Origin of the sequence: Kushneria pakistanensis, assembly GCF_014652795.1 — a bacterium.
GTDB classification, from domain to species: domain Bacteria; phylum Pseudomonadota; class Gammaproteobacteria; order Pseudomonadales; family Halomonadaceae; genus Kushneria; species Kushneria pakistanensis.
Window position 1 is genome coordinate 16,991 of the sequence record NZ_BMZM01000006.1, and the last position, 19,564, is coordinate 36,554.

At 60.9% G+C, this 19,564-nt stretch carries 25 protein-coding genes; 23 read left to right on the forward strand and 2 right to left on the reverse strand.

The annotated features are described in order from the left end of the window. The first annotated feature begins 3 nt into the window (after positions 1 to 3). From IE123_RS15910 to IE123_RS16020, 23 genes are all read left to right on the forward strand, one after another. Positions 4 to 1,377: a S49 family peptidase gene (locus IE123_RS15910; protein WP_189520050.1), complete on the forward strand. Its 1,374-nt coding sequence runs from the start codon at positions 4 to 6 to the stop codon at positions 1,375 to 1,377. After that, on the forward strand, positions 1,374 to 1,766 hold the full coding sequence (locus tag IE123_RS15915) for a capsid cement protein (protein ID WP_189520052.1): 393 nt from the start codon (positions 1,374 to 1,376) through the stop codon (positions 1,764 to 1,766). The genes IE123_RS15910 and IE123_RS15915 overlap by 4 nt, the downstream gene beginning before the upstream one ends. Before the next feature lie 43 nt (positions 1,767 to 1,809). Continuing rightward, positions 1,810 to 2,727 (forward strand): phage capsid protein, encoded by a 918-nt coding sequence (locus IE123_RS15920; RefSeq protein ID WP_189520054.1) that lies wholly within the window; start codon positions 1,810 to 1,812, stop codon positions 2,725 to 2,727. An 82-nt stretch (positions 2,728 to 2,809) separates the two neighbouring features. Further along, a complete protein-coding gene (locus IE123_RS15925) occupies positions 2,810 to 3,190 on the forward strand; it encodes a head-tail joining protein (RefSeq protein WP_189520056.1) in 381 nt (126 codons plus the stop codon). Next, positions 3,171 to 3,800 (forward strand): hypothetical protein, encoded by a 630-nt coding sequence (locus tag IE123_RS15930; RefSeq protein ID WP_189520058.1) that lies wholly within the window; start codon positions 3,171 to 3,173, stop codon positions 3,798 to 3,800. The genes IE123_RS15925 and IE123_RS15930 overlap by 20 nt, the downstream gene beginning before the upstream one ends. Further along, positions 3,778 to 4,311 carry a hypothetical protein gene (locus tag IE123_RS15935; RefSeq protein WP_189520060.1) on the forward strand — a complete coding sequence of 178 codons (534 nt, stop codon included), beginning with the start codon at positions 3,778 to 3,780 and terminating at the stop codon, positions 4,309 to 4,311. Before IE123_RS15930 ends, IE123_RS15935 begins: the two co-directional genes overlap by 23 nt. A 2-nt stretch (positions 4,312 to 4,313) precedes the next feature. Continuing rightward, complete coding sequence (locus IE123_RS15940) at positions 4,314 to 4,871, forward strand: phage baseplate assembly protein V (RefSeq protein ID WP_189520062.1); 558 nt, start codon at positions 4,314 to 4,316, stop codon at positions 4,869 to 4,871. Between the two features lie 9 nt (positions 4,872 to 4,880). Next, complete coding sequence (locus IE123_RS15945) at positions 4,881 to 5,255, forward strand: hypothetical protein (protein ID WP_189520065.1); 375 nt, start codon at positions 4,881 to 4,883, stop codon at positions 5,253 to 5,255. Then, positions 5,242 to 6,081, forward strand: coding sequence for a baseplate assembly protein (locus tag IE123_RS15950; protein ID WP_189520067.1), 840 nt, complete (start codon positions 5,242 to 5,244; stop codon positions 6,079 to 6,081). Before IE123_RS15945 ends, IE123_RS15950 begins: the two co-directional genes overlap by 14 nt. Next, a complete protein-coding gene (locus tag IE123_RS15955) occupies positions 6,081 to 6,707 on the forward strand; it encodes a phage tail protein I (RefSeq protein ID WP_189520069.1) in 627 nt (208 codons plus the stop codon). Before IE123_RS15950 ends, IE123_RS15955 begins: the two co-directional genes overlap by 1 nt. A gap of 2 nt (positions 6,708 to 6,709) precedes the next feature. Then, positions 6,710 to 8,107, forward strand: a complete 1,398-nt coding sequence (locus IE123_RS15960) for a phage tail-collar fiber domain-containing protein (protein ID WP_189520071.1) — start codon at positions 6,710 to 6,712, stop codon at positions 8,105 to 8,107. Then, positions 8,104 to 8,709 carry a hypothetical protein gene (locus IE123_RS15965; protein WP_189520073.1) on the forward strand — a complete coding sequence of 202 codons (606 nt, stop codon included), beginning with the start codon at positions 8,104 to 8,106 and terminating at the stop codon, positions 8,707 to 8,709. Before IE123_RS15960 ends, IE123_RS15965 begins: the two co-directional genes overlap by 4 nt. Before the next feature lie 249 nt (positions 8,710 to 8,958). Next, entirely contained in the window at positions 8,959 to 10,101 is a 1,143-nt protein-coding gene (locus tag IE123_RS15970; protein WP_189520074.1) for a phage tail sheath C-terminal domain-containing protein, read from the forward strand. A gap of 13 nt (positions 10,102 to 10,114) precedes the next feature. Then, a complete protein-coding gene (locus IE123_RS15975) occupies positions 10,115 to 10,624 on the forward strand; it encodes a phage major tail tube protein (protein ID WP_189520076.1) in 510 nt (169 codons plus the stop codon). 77 nt (positions 10,625 to 10,701) lie between these two features. Then, positions 10,702 to 10,968, forward strand: a complete 267-nt coding sequence (locus tag IE123_RS15980; protein ID WP_189520078.1) for a phage tail assembly protein — start codon at positions 10,702 to 10,704, stop codon at positions 10,966 to 10,968. Then, positions 10,965 to 11,144 carry a GpE family phage tail protein gene (locus tag IE123_RS15985; protein WP_189520080.1) on the forward strand — a complete coding sequence of 60 codons (180 nt, stop codon included), beginning with the start codon at positions 10,965 to 10,967 and terminating at the stop codon, positions 11,142 to 11,144. The genes IE123_RS15980 and IE123_RS15985 overlap by 4 nt, the downstream gene beginning before the upstream one ends. Before the next feature lie 39 nt (positions 11,145 to 11,183). Continuing rightward, positions 11,184 to 13,775, forward strand: a complete 2,592-nt coding sequence (locus IE123_RS15990) for a phage tail tape measure protein (RefSeq protein WP_229819817.1) — start codon at positions 11,184 to 11,186, stop codon at positions 13,773 to 13,775. Positions 13,776 to 13,877: 102 nt separating this feature from the next. Beyond that, positions 13,878 to 14,315, forward strand: a complete 438-nt coding sequence (locus tag IE123_RS15995) for a phage tail protein (RefSeq protein ID WP_189520082.1) — start codon at positions 13,878 to 13,880, stop codon at positions 14,313 to 14,315. Then, the gene (locus tag IE123_RS16000; protein ID WP_189520084.1) at positions 14,312 to 14,518 is read left to right on the forward strand and encodes a tail protein X; all 207 of its coding nucleotides are present in this window, start codon (positions 14,312 to 14,314) and stop codon (positions 14,516 to 14,518) included. Before IE123_RS15995 ends, IE123_RS16000 begins: the two co-directional genes overlap by 4 nt. A 28-nt stretch (positions 14,519 to 14,546) precedes the next feature. Further along, on the forward strand, positions 14,547 to 15,509 hold the full coding sequence (locus tag IE123_RS16005; RefSeq protein ID WP_189520086.1) for a contractile injection system protein, VgrG/Pvc8 family: 963 nt from the start codon (positions 14,547 to 14,549) through the stop codon (positions 15,507 to 15,509). A 586-nt stretch (positions 15,510 to 16,095) separates the two neighbouring features. Then, a complete protein-coding gene (locus tag IE123_RS16010; RefSeq protein ID WP_189520088.1) occupies positions 16,096 to 17,064 on the forward strand; it encodes a plasmid replication protein repA in 969 nt (322 codons plus the stop codon). 536 nt (positions 17,065 to 17,600) lie between these two features. After that, positions 17,601 to 17,855: a hypothetical protein gene (locus IE123_RS16015; RefSeq protein ID WP_189520090.1), complete on the forward strand. Its 255-nt coding sequence runs from the start codon at positions 17,601 to 17,603 to the stop codon at positions 17,853 to 17,855. A 238-nt stretch (positions 17,856 to 18,093) separates the two neighbouring features. Beyond that, entirely contained in the window at positions 18,094 to 18,414 is a 321-nt protein-coding gene (locus tag IE123_RS16020; RefSeq protein WP_189520092.1) for a hypothetical protein, read from the forward strand. 47 nt (positions 18,415 to 18,461) lie between these two features. Here the strand turns inward: IE123_RS16020 and IE123_RS16025 are convergent, their stop codons facing one another. Continuing rightward, complete coding sequence (locus tag IE123_RS16025) at positions 18,462 to 18,887, reverse strand: type II toxin-antitoxin system HicB family antitoxin (protein WP_189520094.1); 426 nt, start codon at positions 18,885 to 18,887, stop codon at positions 18,462 to 18,464. A 53-nt stretch (positions 18,888 to 18,940) separates the two neighbouring features. Continuing rightward, a complete protein-coding gene (locus tag IE123_RS16030; RefSeq protein WP_189520096.1) occupies positions 18,941 to 19,117 on the reverse strand; it encodes a type II toxin-antitoxin system HicA family toxin in 177 nt (58 codons plus the stop codon). Positions 19,118 to 19,564: the final 447 nt, after the last annotated feature.

Here is a 19,564-nt window from a genome sequence, read left to right on the forward strand (position 1 = left end):
GCCATGAGCTTTTACGCCTTGCAGTATCTGGCCGGGCAGCAGTGGGCGCTGCAACCCAGCGTGCTGGAGGACATGGCCGCGATCGCCCGGCGCGATGGCCCCAGCGGCATCGAAGCGGTGCTCAAGCGCGACGGCCTGCCCGTCAACGGCACCCGCTCGGTGGTCAATCGCGACGGTGTCGCGGTGATCCCTGTCACCGGTGTGATCTCGCGCTATGCGTCGATGTTCACCGATGTCTGTGGTGGCGCGACCGTTCAGCGACTCTCGACCGAGATCACCACCGCGCTGGAAGACAAGCAGATCAAGGCGTTGGTGCTGGAGATCGACTCGCCCGGCGGGCAGGTCACCGGCATCAACGAGCTGGCGGATCAGATCCACGCCGCACGCGGAACCAAGCCGATCATTGCCTATGGCGGCGGCAACGTGGCGTCCGGTGCCTACTGGCTGGCCAGCGCCTGCGACGAGATCGTGGTGGATGACACCGCGCAGGTCGGGTCGATCGGTGTGGTGGCCACCTACCGCATCGTGAAAGACACCGACCAGATCCAGACCATCGAGCTGGTATCGAGCCGATCCAAAAACAAGCGCCCCGACATGACCAGCGCCGAGGGTCAGGCCAAGGCCATGGAGTCTGTCGACGCCATGGCGGATGTCTTCATCGGCCGTGTGGCGCGCAATCGCGGCATCACCGCCGATGACGTGGTCACCGGCGGCGACAGCGGCGGCCTGCGGGTTGGTCAGCAGGCCGTTGATGCCGGGCTGGCGGATCGTCTGGGCAGTCTCGAAGGCGTCATTGCCGAGCTTTCCCGGGGAAACACCACCACGGGCCGTGCGGCCCATCGAGCAACGAAAGAGGACAAAACCATGTGTCTGACCATTGAGCAGGGCGCCACGGCCGAAGCCGTCGCCGAGTCGCTGAAAGCGCAGCACCCGGAGGCGTACAACGCGATTACTCAGCAGGGCGTTGACCAGGCCAAGGCCGAGCAGGCCGGCGCGATCGAGCAGGCAAAACTGGAAGGCTACGCCGAGGGGCATGCCGCCGAGACTGCCCGTGTGGCGGCAGTATTCGAGCAGTCCATGCCGGGCCATGAAGCGCTGATCCAGTCGCTGGCCATCGACGGTAAGACCGATGGCAACGCCGCCGCAGCGCAGGTGCTGGCGGCAGAGCGCGGCAGCATGTCGGACTATCTCCAAAGTGCCGGGCAGTCCGAGGCCAACGGTGTAAAGGACGTCGCCTCTAAAGACGGCGGCAAAACAACCATCAATTCCAAACAGGTCGGCAACGACGCTCGGGCACTGGTTCGTGAAGCCGCTGCCCGGGGCGAGAAGCTGTCCTATTCCGCTGCCGTTCGTCAGATCACAGGAGCTGCGAAATGAAACCAACGTTCATCAAGGGCTATCGAGCCACCGCGGCCATCGCGCCGCATCGATTCATCACATACGGCGATGAGCCCGGTGTGGCCGCGCAGGCCAGCGGCCCCGAACAGACGCTGATGGGCGTCTCGGACTCGCTGGGCGCGAAAGCCGGCGAGCTGGCGGACGTGATCCGGGCTGGTATCAGCGAGGTCGAGTTTGCCGACGACATCACCGTGGGGGATCGATTGACCACCGACGGCGACGGCCGCGCCGTAGTTGCGGCATCGGGTCAGCCCTACCGCGCGATCGCCGAGCACGATGGCGACGAAGGGGTCATCGGTCATGTCTGGCTAGAGGCGGGCGTTGTGCCGGGCGATCCGGTCGCCACCGACACCACCACGGGGGCCTGACAGGCCCCCGCTTCATTTCTGATTTTGCCTGGAGTAACCGAGTATGCCTCGCCCCTTTCCGTATGATGCTGCACGCACGGCCATTGCCATTGCGTACACCAATAACCGTCTGATTGCCGACTCGGTGCTGCCCCGCGTGCCGGTCGGTGCTGAGACTTTCAAATGGATGAAATTCAGCAAGACCGAGCGTCTGGAGCTGGTCAATGACAGCGTGTCGCGTAAGGGTCTGACGCCTGAAGTCGAGTTCAGCGCTACCGAGGAAACGGCCAAAACCGAGGACCACGGTCTGCAGGACGGTATCCCGCAAAGCGACATCGACAACGCCCCGGAAAACTATGACCCGCTCGATCACGCCACCGAGGGGCTGACGGACCTGATCCTGCTGAACCGCGAAGTACGCGCCGCGAAAGTGCTGTTTGATCCGCGCAACTACGGCAGCGTCCAAGAGCTGGAAGCGGCCATGAAGTTCAGCAACAAGGACGCGGATCTGCTGGCGTATTTGCTGGAGCTGCTGGACAGACCGATGATGCGTCCCAATACGCTGACGATCGGCCGTGCCGAGTGGACCCAGCTGCGTACCAACCGCGCTTTTGTTGCAGCCATGCACGGTAACAGCGGTGACCGGGGCACGCTGACCACCCAACAGGTCGCCGAGCTGCTGGAGCTGGAGAACGTGTTCGTCGGCGAGGCGCGTTTCAACAAGGCGCAAAAGGGCAAACCGCCTGAGATCGCCCGGGCATGGACCGATCACGCCGCGTTCACCTATCTCGACGGACAGGCCGACACGATGAATGGCCGCATGACGTGGGGGCTGACGGCAGAATTTGGCGAGCGTTTTACCGGCACCTGGTGGGACAAGGACATTGGCCTGCGCGGCGGCGAAGTCGTCCGCGTCGGTGAGTCCGTCAAGGAGCTGGGAGTGGCGCCGGACTGCGGTCTGCTGCTGAAAAACGTGCTGTAACCCATGACCCTGTGCCCTGCCATCCGGCAGGGCATAACCGAAAGCCCACCACCCGGTGGGCTTTTTGTTATGCGAGGAGCCCATGGCCAGACGTCTGAACCGTTTCACCGAGCGCGCCTTTGCCATGGCATCGGATTCCAGCGGCTGGCTGCTGCCGCCGAATGGCGATCGCATCCCGGTGGACGGCATTTTCGATAATGCCGTGCTGGAAACATCGGCCGAGCGCAAGGGCACCGGGCGTGGCGGGCTGACGCTTAACCGTCGCCGCCCGATTTTCACCGTGCCGTCGAGCAAGTGCCGTGGCATCAGCACCGCGTGGCAGGTCGAGATCGTCGGTGTGGATGCCATCTACTACGTCGCTGATCACCACCCGGACGGTCAGGGGTTCATGACCCTGTGGCTGGCCAACAGCGACGGACCACCGACGCAGGAGGGAGACTCCGATGGCCCAGGCTGGCGTTAGCGTTCAACTGAATTTCGCTCGGGAGATTACTCGGGCCACGGCGGCCATACAGGCCACTCCGGCGCAGATCGAAAAAGCCGGTGATCGCGCCATCAAAAAAACCATCCGCTGGCTGAAAACACGTATCGCCCGCGAAGTCGGCGCCGCGCTTCGTGTCCCGCAGAAGGCGCTGAAGCCCCGCATGTCGACCACCGTGGTCGGCAAGGGGCGCGATCGCGCGCACATCCTGTGGTTCGGCTCCCTGCCGCTGGCGGCCGAGCAGGCCGGCAAGGCCCGGCAGACCAAGCGGGGCACCACGACGGGCAAGCACCGCTTTGACGGTGCGTTCGTGGCGAAAATCTACAACCCCGAGGAAAACGTCTGGATCAGAACCCGGCGCAATGCCACGGCAGGGCATTTCACGCTGGGCAAGGCGCGCAAGCCGGGCGCCGGGCGCGTGCCCCGGGAGCTGGCCGGGCGCTTTCCGGTCCAGCGTGTGGGCATTGAGCTGGATGATCTGGTGGGCGATATCTTCAGGCGCTACCAGAAGCGGGCCGAGGCCCGTTTCGGGGAGCTTATCGAGCAAGAGCTGAACTACGCGGTGAATCATGAAAACGCAAAACGTCGTTGATGGCCTGACGGCCTGCCATGACGCCATGGTCGCAGAATTTAAAAGGCAGATGCCGTGGCTGGCCACGGTCGATGCCTACCAGCCGCTGGGCGGCGGTCTGGCGGTCACGTCGCCGGCCATTCTGATCGAGGCGGTCGAGATGCACCCGGGCAGGCGTATCACCGACGGGCGAACGCCGGTCGAGGTCGAGTTTGCCGCGCACTGCGTGCTGAGTGTGAACACGCCCAGGGTAGCGCTGGAGATCCGCAACTTTGCCGCGCTGGTGCTGCAGATCGTCGACGGCAATCGCTGGGGGCTGGGCGAATCGGTCGAGCGTCCCGAGGCGCTGTCGGCCTATCCCGGCATGTTCAAGCCCGATGACAAGGGGTTCGAGAGCTGGGTAGCCAGCTGGAAACAGACCATTCATCTGGGCCGCCCTGAAGTGCCGCCGGATTATCTGCCCATCGAGGTGTTCATGGGCGAATACCCGGCCGTGGGCGCTGACCACGCAGACGACTACACGCAGGGCTGACCATGAGCGATGTGCTGTCACGGCTGGAGGAGCTGGAGCGCCGCGTGGCGCAAATGGTCGTGCGCGGCAGGATCGTGGCCGTCAACCACGCGCGCCACGTCGCCCGGGTCAGCTACGGCGGCGGCATGACCACCGGCTGGCTGCAATGGAAGCCGATCCGCACCGGCCGGGCCACGGTCTGGTGGGCACCGGAGGTCGGCGAGGGTGTGACCGTCATCAGCGATGGTGACCTGACGATGGGCGAGATCCTGCCCGGCAGCTACCACCGGGCCATGCCGGCACCGTCAAGTGATCCGGATCTGTTCCTGGTCGAATTCGGCGACGGGTCGGCCATGTCGCACCACCAAAAGCAAAAGCACTTCGATCTGAACGTGGCCGGTCCCGGCACGGCCACGATCACCGCCAAGGGCGGCGTGCGCATCATCGGTGATTTGACCGTCCAGGGTGACATCAAGGCCACCGGTGATGTCTCTGACAGCACGCGCAGCATGCAGGGCGACCGCGATATCTATAACGGCCACGACCACCCGAACGTCGGCAAGGTCAATCAGCAGCAGTAAGGACTCAGTATGAAACAGGGCATGTGCCGCGTGACCGGTGCGCTGATCAGCGGCGTGCCCTATCTGCGTCAGCGTCTCGAGGACGTGATCAATACGCCGATTGGCTCGCTGGTTGGCCGGCGCGACTTTGGGTCACGGATGCACGAGATACAGGACCGCAACGTCAACGAGGCATTCCACATGGACGCCTATATCCGACTGGCGGAAGCGATCAGCGACCCGGCCAACGGGCTCGACGACTTCCGGCTGCAGAACCTGCAGCTATCACAGCCTGAATCAAATCAGGTGGAGCTGGCCGTGTCTGGTCTGCTGCTGATCGATGGCCAGCCCCGCAGCATTACTACCGACGATACACACGGGATCATGTGGAATGGACGGAATTAACCTGTCACTGCTGCCGGCCCTGACGGTCGTCGAGCAGGTCGATTATGAGGCCATCGTTGCCGATATCGCCGAGCGGGCCGCGCTCGACAATGCCAGCCCATCTGATCCCGCCTACCGCGTGGCGTTGGCCGGTGCCTACCGGGAAATGCTGCTGCGGCAGGACGCCAACGAGCAGGCACGCGGCCTGATGCTGGCCTATGCCAAGGGCAGCGAGCTGGACCATATCGGCTCGACCTATTACCGCAATGCCGATGGCAGCCCGGTAACCCGTCTTGAGGGGGAGGCCGACGAGGATTACGCCGAGCGCCTGCAGCTGTCCCCCGAGGGGCTGTCGGTGGCCGGCCCGGAAGGGGCTTACGAGTACAACGCTCGGTCAGCCGATCCGGATGTGAAGGATGCGAAAGCGACCTGCCCGGCGCCCTGCGAGGGCATTATCTACGTGTTGAGCCGTACCGGCGATGGCACGGCCAGCCCCGAGCTGTGCGCCCGGGTGTATGCCTCGCTGTGGGGCAAGGCCCCGATGGGCGATCTGATCACCGTCAATAGCGGCGAGATCCTGCGTTATCAGGTCACGGCGCGGCTGATCATGAAGGAAGGCCCGGACCCCGAGGTCGCGCGTCAGGTTGCCCAGGACGCCTGCCGCGTCTATGTCGAATCGCGCCACCGGTTTCATCGCACTGTCGTGCGCAGCGCGCTGGATGCGGCGCTGACCGTGGAAGGCGTCGAGGAGGTGGTGCTGGAGGGCTGGGAGGATATCCGGCCCGAGGTCCACCAGGTGCCGTACTGCACAGCGCTGGACGTGACCTATCAGATCGGGAGCGGATGATGGCCAAGACCATTTTACCCCCGCATCTGAGCGAGCTGGAGCGCGAGCTGGACGAAGCGCTGTCCCGTATCGATACCGTGGAGATCCCGATCGCCACCCTGTGGGACCCGTGGGCCTGCCCGTTGATCGTGCTGCCCTATCTGGCGTGGGCGCTGTCGGTCGATGTCTGGCGCACGCACTGGAGCGAGCAGAAAAAGCGGCAGGTGGTGGCGGCCAGTCTCGACGTGCATCGCGCCAAGGGCACACGCCCGGCCATCCGGCAGGCGCTGGCGGCGGTCAATGTCGACATCGAGCTGATCGAATGGTGGGAGACAGAGCCACGCCGGCAGCGCGGCACGTTCCGTATGCGGGCCAGCGTCCGCGATGAGGGCGTCACCGAGGAGATGCAGGACGATCTGCTGGCCATTCTCAACGACACCAAGCCCCTGACACGGGTGCTGGAGCAATTCGACGTGATGGGCGAGGTGCGCGGCGGGCTCTATATCGGTGCGGCGACCTACTGCGGCGATATCACGGCCGTCTATCCCCCGACCCCTGAAGACATGACATCCAGCGGCGCGCTGTTCATCGGCGCAGTGATCGAGACCCGCGACATCACTACGGTTTACCCCCTGCAGGAATCCTGACCATGGCACAAAAATTCTATACCCGGCTGACCAAGATCGGTCAGGCGAAGTACGCCAACGCGAAAGGCGTTGGCGAGCAGATCAACATGACGCAGATGGTCGTCGGTGATGCCAATGGCCGGCAGCTGACACCGGATCAGGTACAGCAGCAGGAGGCCATGATCAACCAGGTGCGCGTCGGCCCGATCAATCATGCGTACAAGGACGCCGACAACCCTAACTGGCTGGTGCTGGAACAGATCCTCCCCCCGGCGGTTGGCGGCTGGACCATCCGCGAGGTGGGCATCTATGACGACCAGGGCGATCTGGTCGCGTATGGCAACTACCCCGAGACCTACAAGCCAATACTGGACGAGGGCAGTTCACGCACGTCAACCGTGCGATTCGTGCTCATGGTGTCGGATACCAGCGCGGTGACGCTCAAGATCGACCCGTCGGTGGTGCTGGCCACACGTCAGTACGTTGACGACCGCGACGCCGAGCACGCCAAAAGCCGCAATCACCCCGACGCGGATACCAAAAACAAGGGTTTCGCACGCTACGCCACGCTGGCCGAGTCAAAAAAGGGGGAAGAATCGAAAGCGGCTCAAACGCCCGCAGGCGGCAAGGCTCAGCTCGATGATCACCGGACGGAGAAGGAAGCGCATAAAGCCGGTCAGATCGCACTAACTGAAGCGCTCGAAAAGTTCGCCGGTGCCGGTACGGTGCAGGCGGTGCTCGCCATGCTGGGCACCGGTGCACTTAAAAATATCGGCAATGCAGCCGGCGAACTGCTATCGGTGGGCGACTTCGGGGTCGGTATCTCGCCGTCGCAGCGGCCCTGTCACGATATCGATGCCCTCGATTTACTCGGGCGTTATTACGCGCGCGGTGATTGGGACGAATACAAGGGCGACCATCCGTTTAACGGTGGCTATGCCCTTGATGTCATTGCAAAGGGTAGTAACAACATCACGCAAACGGCGCGTGTGGATTACGCCGAGGGTTTCGCCCAGCGGGTCTATAACAACGGCTGGCGCGCGTGGGAATATTTTGCGGGTGTGACAGGGGCGTTCGGCAGCACTGGATCGGGCAGCATTACCATTCCGTACTACGATGGCAAGACTCGAAGAAAACTGATTATTCAAATGTTTCAGCGAGTCGTAGGCGGCCCGGGCACGAATCTGCATGACGTCGCCTCTCGTTACTTCAATTATCCAATAGCGTTTCCGTCGCGCTGTCACAAGCTGCTTGTAGAGCCCCTTGATGATCCCGACAGCGCGGTCGAGGGAAGCGAGATGTCGAGCGCCTTGGAGTCGTACGGTCGCGCGTCGGGCTCCGTCAAGCTGACGCGTGTAAGAGGGAGCAACACGTCAGGCACTGAAACCCTGATTCTCGACTGTTTGGCCATAGGGGAATGATGATGCTGTTTAGTGCGTCAGAAGGTGTTTTTTATGATCCCGCGCATGAAGCGTCGTACCGCGAAGCAGGCAACTGGCCGTCTGATTTAATTGCAGTCACTGCTGAGGTGTTCGAGCAATACGGGCGTGCGGGGGCGGCGGTAGGCAAGCGGCTGTCGAGTGGGCGTGATGGTCAGCCTTGTTGGATCGATATTGAGCCTGAGTCGCCCGAAACCCGTCGCGATGGGGCGATCAACTGGATCGACGCCACCGCCGACCGCATCCGCGCGGCTGACCGCTCGGTCGGCCAGTATCTCGACGCGGAGTATCAGATCGTCGCCGAGGCTTTGGTCGCCTACCGCAACGACCCCGATGGCGAAGTGCCCGAAGCGGTGCAGAGCTACGCCGACGCCGAGGGCCTGACCGTAAAGGCTGCGGCTGAGCAGATCGCCGAGGCCGCCGCGCGAGCTGTCGAGCTGCTGCAAACCGTGCGCCGCGTTCGTCTCGCCGGCAAGGCGGCCGTGCGCGATGCCACTGACGACGCCGACATGCTCGAAGTCGCCCAGCCATACATCAACGAGCTGGAAGCGCTGGCCAAGCCGGCTGAACCTGCCGAGCTGTAACGGCGTGTTTTACAACGTCCACCGCTAACGCCTCAACTTGTCGTGACAACATTGTAAAGGGCAGCCGAATCCACCGGAGAGGTTGCCAACAATGCGACACATCGAACGACTGCACATCATCATTGAAACACTGGCCACACTGATCGACCTGCTGACCCAGCTGGCCGATTACTGGCACCTGCTGCCCTTGCAGTAACCCACACGACCCGCCGCTGGCGGGTTTTTTTATGCCTGTATGGAGCGCCTGACATGGCTGGAGACTATTTGCACGGCGTCGAGCATTTCTGGCTCGACAACAACGACAAGCCGATCGAGATTCTGGCGGCATCGACGATCGGGCTGGTGGCCACAGCCGATGATGCCGACGCGGCCACCTTCCCGCTGGATACGCCCACGCTGGTCAACAGCGACAAGCTGCTGGCCAAGGCCGGCGAGCAGGGCACGCTGAAATGGGCGCTTAAGGATATCTATGCCCAGACCGGCGCCGTGGTCGTGGTCGTGCGTGTGGCGTCAGACGCCGACGACGCGCAGGAGATGGCCAACGTGATCGGCAGCGTCGATGACGAGACCGGCAAGTACACCGGCATGCAGGCGATGCTGGCAGCCGAGACCCTGCTGGGTGTGCGCCCGCGCCTGATTCTGGCCCCGGACTACTCGCAGCGCGACGAGGTGCGCCCGGCGATGGAAACGCTGGGCAAGAAGCTGCGCGCCATCCCGATCATCGACGGCAGCGAAAGCGGCTATTCGGCGGTGATCAACGAAGCCCAGGCACTCGACGAGGTGTTTTTCGTCAACGGTGGCGTGAAGGTGTTTGATGCGGATCTGGCCGAGAGCGTCGGCCGCTGGATGTCGCCGACCATCGCTGGCCACATCGTGCGCGTCGACAACGAGGAGGGCTACTGGAACAGCCCGTCGAGCCGGAAGATCTACAACATTCAGGGTTCGCGCGAGGTCATCGACCACGCCATCGGTTCCACGACCAGCAAGGCCAATCTGTACAACAGCAACAACGTGTCCGTGATCGCCGGCATGCAGGGCGGCCAGTACCTGTACGGCAACCGGCTGTGCAACGGCACCATGCTGCCCCATCAGCGCATCCGCTACATCGTGGGCGATTCGATCATGGTGGCGCATCAGGAGATGGTCGATCGCAACATCACGAAGGCGTATGTCGACGGCGTCATCAAACGGGTCAACAAGCTGCTGCGCCGGCTCAAGCTGCGCGGCGTCATCCGTGACGGGGAAGTGTGGGTCGACAAGGAGCTGAACGAGGCATCGACCGGTACCGGTCAGGTCTATGTCGATTATTCACTCGGGTTTTACGACATCGCCGAGCGCCTGACTTTCAGGCAGCACGTGATGACCGAGTTCAACGAATCCATTTTCGCATAAGGGCGGGTGAATCATGGCAAAAATGCCGAGTGTCCTGGTGGACATTAATTGCTTTTTCAAGGACGAGTCGTTCGCGGGGCTGGCCAACACCATGACCCTGCCCAAGATCGCGACCAAGATGATCGACGTGGCGATGGCGGGCGTGGCCGGCGACATTGCGCGCGACACGGGCCGGCTGGAAAAGCTGGAATGCGAGGTGACCATCTCGCACTATGCCAGCCGTGTGATCGGGCTGGTTGGTGATCGGGAAAGCCGCGAGGAGGTATTCATCGCGCGCGGGGCCGTCGACGTCGACGGGGTGATCAAGACCGTGGTGGTGCGTCAGCAGGGATTCTGGCGCGAGGTCGAGTTCAACGAATGGGCGCCTGAGAAGGAGTCGACCACCAAGTTTGCCATCGATGTCGAGATGTTCGAGTTCGAGCTGGACGGCAAGGAGATCATCCACATCGACAAGCTGGCCAACATTTACCGTGTCAACGGCAAGGACCGTAACGAGGCGATCCGCACCGCGCTGGCGCAGTAACGCAGCAGTATTTCAGACCCCGATAACGCCGGCCATCGCGCCGGCTTTTTTACGCCTTCAATCAAGGAAGCAACATCATGGAAACCCGTACCGTACCGCTGGCCAACCCGATCACACGCGGCAAGGATGACAGCGCCCAGACTATCGACACAGTGACCCTGCGCGAGCCGACCAGCGGCGAGCTGCGCGGGCTCGACAACTTTTCGATCCTGCGCATGGACATCAACGCCCATCGCACGCTGGTGCCCCGGCTGTCGAATATCACGGTCAACGAGTTTGACGCACTCCGGCCCAAGGACCTGCTGGCAGTACAGCAGGAGGTGGTCGCTTTTTTCACGGAATGACGGCGCTGCCGCCGGACATCATGGAAGCCGAAGCGGACATATTCCTGGTGTTTACGGGCTGGGATGCCGGCACGACGGCGGCAATGTCGGTCGATGAGCTGATGCGCTGGCACGCCATCGCCATCAAGCGGCACGAAAAGAGCAAAGAGAACATCGGGCAAGGTCACGGCGGGTAACCCAAGGGGTGCCCGCCTTTTGTCGTTTGAGGGGGCAGCATGGCCGATAGCAACATGCGTCTGAATGTCATCATGGGGCTGGTCGACAAGATCACATCGCCCATGCAGAAGGTGACCGGCCAGACCGAGCGCATGTCGGAGCGGGTCAAAAAGAGCCAGAAGGAGCTGGAGCGGCTGGGCGCGACCAGCAAGGACATCGAGCATTTCAAGCAGCTAAAGCGCAGCGTCGGTGACGCATCAAAGCAGATCGGGACCGCCCAGCAGCGGGTCGATGATCTGGCCCGTCACATGCGCAATGCAGAAAAGCCATCAAAGTCACTGACCCGGGAGTTCAACAAGGCCAAGCGCGAGGTGGAGTCGCTGCGCGACTCTCACCAGCGCGAAACCCGCGAGCTGCAGGACATGCGCCGGCGGCTCAATGATGCTGGCGTTTCCACGCGCAATCTCAACGATGCGACCCATCGCATCCGACAGGAAACCCAGAAATACACGCAGGATCTGGAGCGGCAGCAAAAGGCGCTCGATGACACTGCCAACCGCCAAAAGCGCATGGCAGATGCCCAGGAACGCAACCGCGGCTTGCGCTCAAGCGCCCTGATGGATACCGCAAAGCTGACAGCGGGTGCATTCGCTGTATCCCGCTTTACCAAAGCCTATGGGGATCTGACTGACGCCCAGGGCGAGATCCGCTCGCTGGGGATCGATGCGGCCGGTATCGATGCGATTACGAAAAAGGCAAAGGAGTTTTCGAACGAGTTCGCGGGCACCACCGCGCCCGAGTTCATCCGCGCGTCATACGACATCAAATCGGGCATCTCGTCGCTATCTGACGAGGCTGTGGGCGAGTTCACCAGGATCGCCGGCATGACCGCTGCGGCGACCAAGTCGACAACGGAACAGATGACCGGGCTATTTGCCACCGGCTATGGCATCTATCGCCAGCAGTTCGATGCGTTCGGTGCCGAGATGATCGACGGCTGGCATGCGCTATCGGACCAGGAACGCGACATGCGCTTTGGCGAGTATTTCAGCGCAGGTATCGCATCGGCGGTCAAGGCATACAAGACCAACGGTTCGGAGATGTCGGCGGCCATTTCCAATCTGGGCTCGACAGCGACATCCGCGAATGTGCCGTTCGAGGAGCAGCTGGCGATATTGGGCGAGCTGCAGCGCACCATGTCCGGGTCGGAGTCGGCCACCAAATACCGGGCGTTTCTCAACGCAGCCAGCGGGGCTGGTGAAAAGCTGGGCCTGACGTTCACGGATGCCAACAATCAGCTGCTGTCGACGCCGGAGATACTGGATCAGCTGCGCAGCAAGTACGGCGACACCATCGACGCCGTGGAAGCCCAGGAGCTGAAAAAAGCGTTCGGCACGGACGAGGCCGTGTCGATGATCAAGCTGCTGTACGGCAACATTGATGGGCTGCGAGACGGCATCGACGGCATGGGCGAGTCAGTCAGGCGAGGAACCGAAGACACCCGGGAAATGGCGCAAGCCATGCAGGATGGTCCGAACAAGGCCACCGAGCGCATGAGCCAGAAGATTCAGAATGCCACAGCCGCGCTGGGCAAGGGCTTTGCCCCTGTGGTGATTACCGTGGCCGGCATCATCGGGGATATGGCCCTTGGTGTGGCGGATCTGACCGAGCGGTTCCCGATTCTGGGGCAAGTGCTCGGGATTGTCGCGGTAGCGATGATGGCATTGATGGCCACCTCGATTCTGAGTCGGTTTGCGTTTGCCGGGCTGTCTGATGCGGTGATCCTCGCCCGTAAGGCATTCGACTTTCTGCGATGGTCGACCATCAAGGCGAACGTGGCCATGGCGGTATCAAAAACCCGCGCGATCGCTACGGCCACCGGCATGGTGATCATGGGCGCGGCGCAGAAAGCCACCGCAGCAGGTATGGCAGTCATGACCGGCGCTCAGTGGGCGCTGAACGCGGCAATGAACGCTAACCCGATCGGGCTGGTGATTGCAGGTATTGCCCTGCTGGTAGCAGCTGTGGCGCTGATCTATCGCTATTGGGAACCCCTTTCGGGCTTCTTCATGGGGCTGTGGGACAGCATCAAGGGGGCCTTTTCGGCCGGCTGGGAATACATCACCGGTCTGCTGGGGTTCAATCCGCTGTCGCTGGTTACAGGTGCATGGTCCGGCATCCCGGACTTTTTCGCCGGTATGTGGGAAAGCGTCATGGGCATTTTCGGCCGCGCGCTCGACTGGATCACCAGCAGCGTGCTGGGGCCGATCAGCAAGATCAAGGACACGCTGGGCAGTGCCTGGAGTTCGCTGTTCGGGGATGACGACGCAAAACAGGTCGAAGTCACCCGGCGGGTCTCCGAGATATCGGCAGCGGTGCCCCCCGATCTGCGCAGTGATCCGGAGTTTGCCCGCAATGCCGAGCAGGCTGGCAATGCGACTGGCACGGTGCCGGCATCGGCAGTCGGCAGTGTGGCGGCAGCCAGCGGCGGCACCACTGTGGTCGATCAGTCAGACCGGCGATCGGAGATCCACATCACGCAGCAGCCGGGGCAATCCGCGCAGGACGTTGGCGAGGAAGTGCGCAAGCAACTGGATGCGCGCGACCGTCAGCAGGCCCGGCGTGAGCGTGGCCGGCTGGTGGATGGGTAAAGGGGCAGGCCCGTTTCGGCGGGCCTGCCCCTTATGATTTTTAGACAAAGTGGCCAGATTTCGGGCGTTTTGGGCGACCCGGTAAAATAAGGGAAAACGGCGATGGCGGCGGAAGTGATGATGGCGCTGGGCGATTTTCAGTTTTCGATCACGGGGCCGCAGTACCAGCAGCTGCAGACATCGATGTCGTGGCGCTGGGCGCAAAAGGACCGTTACCGGCGCAAGCCCGGCCTGCAGTTTCACGGGGCCGACGCGGTGACCAAAAAGCTATCGATCGCGGTTTATCCGGAGCGCAATCGTGACCTGCAGGTGATGGGGCGGCTGAAGGCCATGGGCGACGCCGGTCAGCCGGTGCGGCTGGTCGCTGGCGGATCGCGCTGGGTCATGGGGCTGATCGTGCCGGCGGGTACGGATCTGGGCCTGTGGGTGGTCAATCAGCTGGACGTGACCGAGGAGCTGTTCATGGGCGACGGCACGCCCATGTCGATACAGGGCACGCTGTCGATTACGGAATACGGCGATGACGGGGTGTTTGCATGAAGTATCGAACGAAGCCGGGCGACATGCTTGATGCCATCTGTCACCAGTATTACGGCGGCAAAAAGAAGAACGCCACCGAGCTGGTGCTGGAGGCAAACCCGGGGCTAGCTCGACAGGGGGCGGTGATTCCGGAGCATACGATCATCGAGCTGCCGGATCTGCCAGAGCCTGAAGACAACGCGAAAGTGTCGCTGTGGGACTGAGGAAAACGACATGAAACAGGCGGCATACATGGTCCTGGCCAACGGTGTCGACATCACGGCGAAGATCCGCGACCGGCTGATATCGCTGCGTGTGCATGATGCGGCCGGTATCGATTCGGATACGGTCACGATCGAGCTGGATAATCGGGATGATGCCATCGCCCTGCCGCCGACCGGGGCCGCGCTGCGGGTCTGGATTGGGCCGGATGACGGCCTGACGTTCAAGGGCGTTTATGAGGTCGACGAACTGGAGGAGCCACTGGACGATCAGGCGCTGGTGATTCATGCGAAAGCCGCAAAGATGACCAGCGCGTTCAAGGCCCCGCGCGATCGGACTTATGACGATATCACCCTAGGGGATCTGGTCGGCCAGATTGCAAAGTCCAACGGCTATGAATCGGCCGTTTCGGAGGCGCTGGCGGGGGTGCTGTTTGAGCATATCGACCAGCGCGGCGAGTCGGATATGTCACTGCTGACGCGTCTGGCAAAGGACCGGGACGCGGTGTTCAAGCCCGTCGCCGACCGGCTGGTGATCGTGCCCAAGGCCGAGGCCAAAAGCGTCAGCGGCAAGGATCTTCCCGACGTCACAATCACTGATGCGGCCAACAGTTCCGGGCGCGTGACGATCACCGAGCACAACGACTATCAGTCCGTGGTCGCGTACTGGTTCGACGAGGACGCCCAGGAGCGTGTCGCGGTAACGATCGGCGCAGGTGAGCCGGTATTTACCATGCGGCAGAACCACAAGAGCGAGGACGCGGCACAGAAGGCCGCCGAGTCAAAGCTGGGAACGCTACAGCGGGGCACTGCCTCACTGAGCCTGACGCGGCCGCTGTCGCCGCAGATCATGGCCGAGGGCCACATCGTGTTGTCCGGTCACAAGGCCAGCGCCAATCGGCGGTGGCTGGTCGAGACCGCCGAGCACGTTATCGAAAGCGGGTCGGTGTCCTACACGACGGTGTCGTGTGTGACGCCGAAAAAGGAGGAATGATTATAGAGACAGATCAAAAAAGCATTAACGAAACACGATGTAACAAATGCATAAGGTACTGTTTAAATGTACAGTATGGATAATTCAGGTTAAGACCAGCGCCCCGATAGAGGGCAGGTAAGCGACGGGAGGTTTTGGTAGATGATGGCAGGCAGCACCCAGGTCCACGGGAAAAACCCTTTAGTGGGATCGAGCGCGCGTGATACTCTCGCTGGAATCGATGACCAGCTCGCATATCTCATCGGTTGTGACGATCGAGACCATCCCGGGTTCGCTCACGGACTGATGATGGTTAAAAATGCAGTACCGATAGCGGCCGAGCAAAAGCGCTTGGAGCAACAAGAAAAAATGTTGTCACAAAACGTGTCAAAATAGAATTGAAGTGATATGCTGGTGGTCATTCGACATCGCAGAGCGCGATGATAGGTAAGGAATTCAACAATTTAGATAATGGCTGCACAAAAAGAAACCGCCGGGGCGCCAACCCCAGCGGTTTCGGATGTTCGTTCAGCAGGTCACTGACGAAATCGACAAATTCAGTGTACCTGCTGCATGAGCCTTGGGCAAGCCGTCAAGGCGTTTTTGCATGGAATCAGCAGGTATGCTGCAGGGCTTCCCCCTGCGCTGGGGTAAATCCCCGTATAAGCACCCCGGGCGCTTTTTGGGTACCGGTAATCGTTGTGGCCACAATCCTGAAAAGGGCGAGGCCGACCGATTCCAGGCCCCTACGTCGCGGCGCTTGTCCCGCACTCATCAGCAGTTGCTTGATGCCGCCGCCGACTATTACTGGTCGCCGACGATCCTTCCTACGCTTTCAAACCTGAATGGCCGTGCCAAGACTGATGGTGACCCGCGCTGCAATCGCAGTGAGGGGCGTGCTGCCGAGTCGCTGGTGCTGCGCGCCATCATCCAATGCATCGACTTTGCGTCCATGCGCGTGGGCACGCCCAGGGCCGACGGCAGCTTCATCCCGCGATCATGCGGTTATCTGGCCAAGCTGGCGGGTCTGATGGCCCCGGGCTGTGATCCTGACTACCCGCAGCCCTCGCAGCGCTTTGTGCGCGCATGGCGGCGGCTCAAGCTGGCGGGCGCATTCACCGTGCATCGTGTTGCCGAGACGCTGGCTGATGGTCGCGTGCGCGCCCGTCCGGCTATCAAGCACGTCAATATGGACTTTCTGGTGTCCATGGCGCGCGTGGGATATCAAGCGCTCAAGGATCTGCGCACGTGGGCCAGCAACAAGCTCAAAAAGGCGAAGAAGAAGCACCGCGAGCAGTTTCCTGCCGAGACTGACGCAGAAAAGGCCCGTCGTAATCTGGTGGCAGGCAAAGCGGCCGGCGGTGGCGTTCGATCGCTACTGCCCAAGAAGCGCCGAGGCGTAAAAGACATTGCCGACGCCGACCCGGAGAAGGAAAAGCAGCGGCACTATAGCCAGGCGCGCAATGCACGCTTTGTCGAGATAGTGGCCAACAACCCGAACGCCACGGCGGCACAGATCCGGCAGTTGCTCGATATAGAATTCCCGCCGTATCACGAGCGCCGACAGCTGCAATAATCCCTACCCCTCCTCTCGCTTTCTCGCCTGCCTTTCTGGCGGCTTCCTCATGCCTGCCATCTATATTCCTTGCTCCTAAGCCCATCTCACGCCTCTATTAAACCGGCATTTGTCATTTCTCGTGCCAATTTTGAGTCTTTGTGGCCGACCATCCTGCCTATGTCCCTTTCCCATCTAAAATTAAGTGATTTATAGATAGCTTTATCTGATACCACAGTTTTTTAACTGTCCCCTGTTCATATGTACTTCTTATGAAAAACCGTAGTACGTCTAACACCCGGTACCCGGGCGTTATCCCCACCCCTCTTTAAAATGCCTCGACAAGTCGAGTAACCGCACTTCTATACTGCGCAGGCGCTAAAGCGCCTTTGCTGACGGGGCTTCGCCCCTAAACCCGTTAATCAGTAATGATGAATGGCGACGACTCAATGTCGAGCGCCTACGGCGCGTTTACGGCGTGAACGCTTGGTGATTCAGCCCGGCATGGGAGAGCGCCTTACATATCGCTGCGCGATATAACACCGTATTATTCAAGCATGACTGACACTCTCATCACTCTGGGCGCTACGCCCTGCCCTCACTGCCACGGCGCTGGCACCACGCGTGGATTGTTTCATCGCTTCCACTGCGATCCGTGCGCCGGCGTTGGCTATCTCCAGCGCGACAACAGTCAGCCGGTGGATCTGCTGGCGGCCGGCATCCTTTCCAGGCATCGCCAATCAAGCAGTCGGCAGCAATTCGAAACCACCCCTGATACCTGGACGCTGCGCGGCGACTATCGCGGCGACTGACTCCGATGAAACGCGTCGTGAAGGCTGTTTACAGGTGGACCCAAGTCGGCAGCTTTCCTGAGCGCCGTGTCCGAACGGCTCTGATCATTGCCCCGATCGCTGGCGGCCTGGCCGTGGCCATCGCCCGACTGTTCTGATGTCATCCCGTGGTGCTGTATCGCATTGGCTCGATTACTATGGGAGCAAATAACAGCAGGGGCTGATTGATATGCGGTTAATGAAGTGTGGCGCGTTGGTCATGGCGGCTGCGATCCTGTCGGGCTGTGGCGATGACCGCCCGGAGTGGATGCAGGACGCGTGGGAGCATGATGTTGATCAGAAGCGCTGGCAGGAATCCCGGGACTACATGAAGGTGGCCACCGCCGGGCTGTGGCTGGAGCGGCTGCAGGAAGAGGACAAGCTGTCACTCGACAAGCCTGTCGAAGACATGGAGCCCGAGGCCAAACAGCTGGCAGCGTGCATAGATGGTGCCCTAAAACACAGCAAGGTTTCGTTGCGCTCTGACGGTGTCAGCCACTACGCGGCTATGTGTGTAAGCCTGCTGGGATATGGAGCGTAAAGAAAACATGAAAGCATGTTTTCATGCTTTCATGTTGTGAGGCAGGATCAGGCGACAGCAACATCCAAGAGGATGCGGCGGCCCAGTACGTTGAGCGCCCGCTCGACGTTTTCCAGTTTCGAATGATGGAGCAGATCCACCAGGCGACCGGCAGCGGCGGCGCTAATACCGAGCTGTTGGGCGAGATTTGAGCGCGTCACGCCCTGATCACACATGGCGTTCCACAGTGCGATTTTGGCCATGGTCAGTGCCGGTAGATAAACTCCAGCGCCATCCGGTGCCCGATCGGGCACTGGCACCTTTTTACCCTGGTCGACGTAGATAGATAGCGCGGCAATCATCGCGTCTTCTGCCTCGTTATTCAGCAGATCCGCAACGTCATCACCGGCACAGTTAAACGGTGGCACCAGCGGGCTGGACGCCCAGACGCTGGGGTCTACGTCAGTGTGTATATCGATCGGATATGCGTGCATTTTGCCTCCGTGGCGACGTGTACAGCGTGTCAGGCGTGAAATACAAGGGGCTTTCACAGCCCCAGGTCCTTGATGATTTTCTTTCTCAGGGGCTCTTTTATCTCTTTCGAGCCGTGGTAAGGGACGATGGTGGTGTTTTCACCGTGGGTCACCTTGAAGTGGCTCCCCTTGCCCTTTTCTATCGTGACCCCCTGAGCCTTGAGCCATCTCCAGAATTCACTGTATTTCATCGCCCTCCCTCGTTGATTCGATAAAGTCATTGTATAAACAAAAGTGTTTAAAGTAAACACTTTTGTTTATTTGCGGCTGGATTGGTCAGGGCAAGATGAACGGGAGGTGGGACAGTAAGGCCAAAAAACATCCAAAATTAAGATAAAAATAAGTTTCAGGGCCATTTTTCACCCCAAACAAGCCTTGTTACATAGCTCCGAAAACTAAATAAGAAAAAACATAAGGAGCATAAAAATGAAGTACCTGTTCGGAATTTTGGCTGTGCTTGATGGCATGAAATGGCTGTATCTACTGGCTACCAATGTCCACGTCATTGCAATACTCGCAGCAGTACCATGCCTGCAATTTCTATTGATTCTTGTCGTGATGATGATGGTGTGGTGGCACTACAAGCGCCGCCTATTCAGGCATTAAACGCATGATGTAAAAAGCCGCCCAAAAGGGCG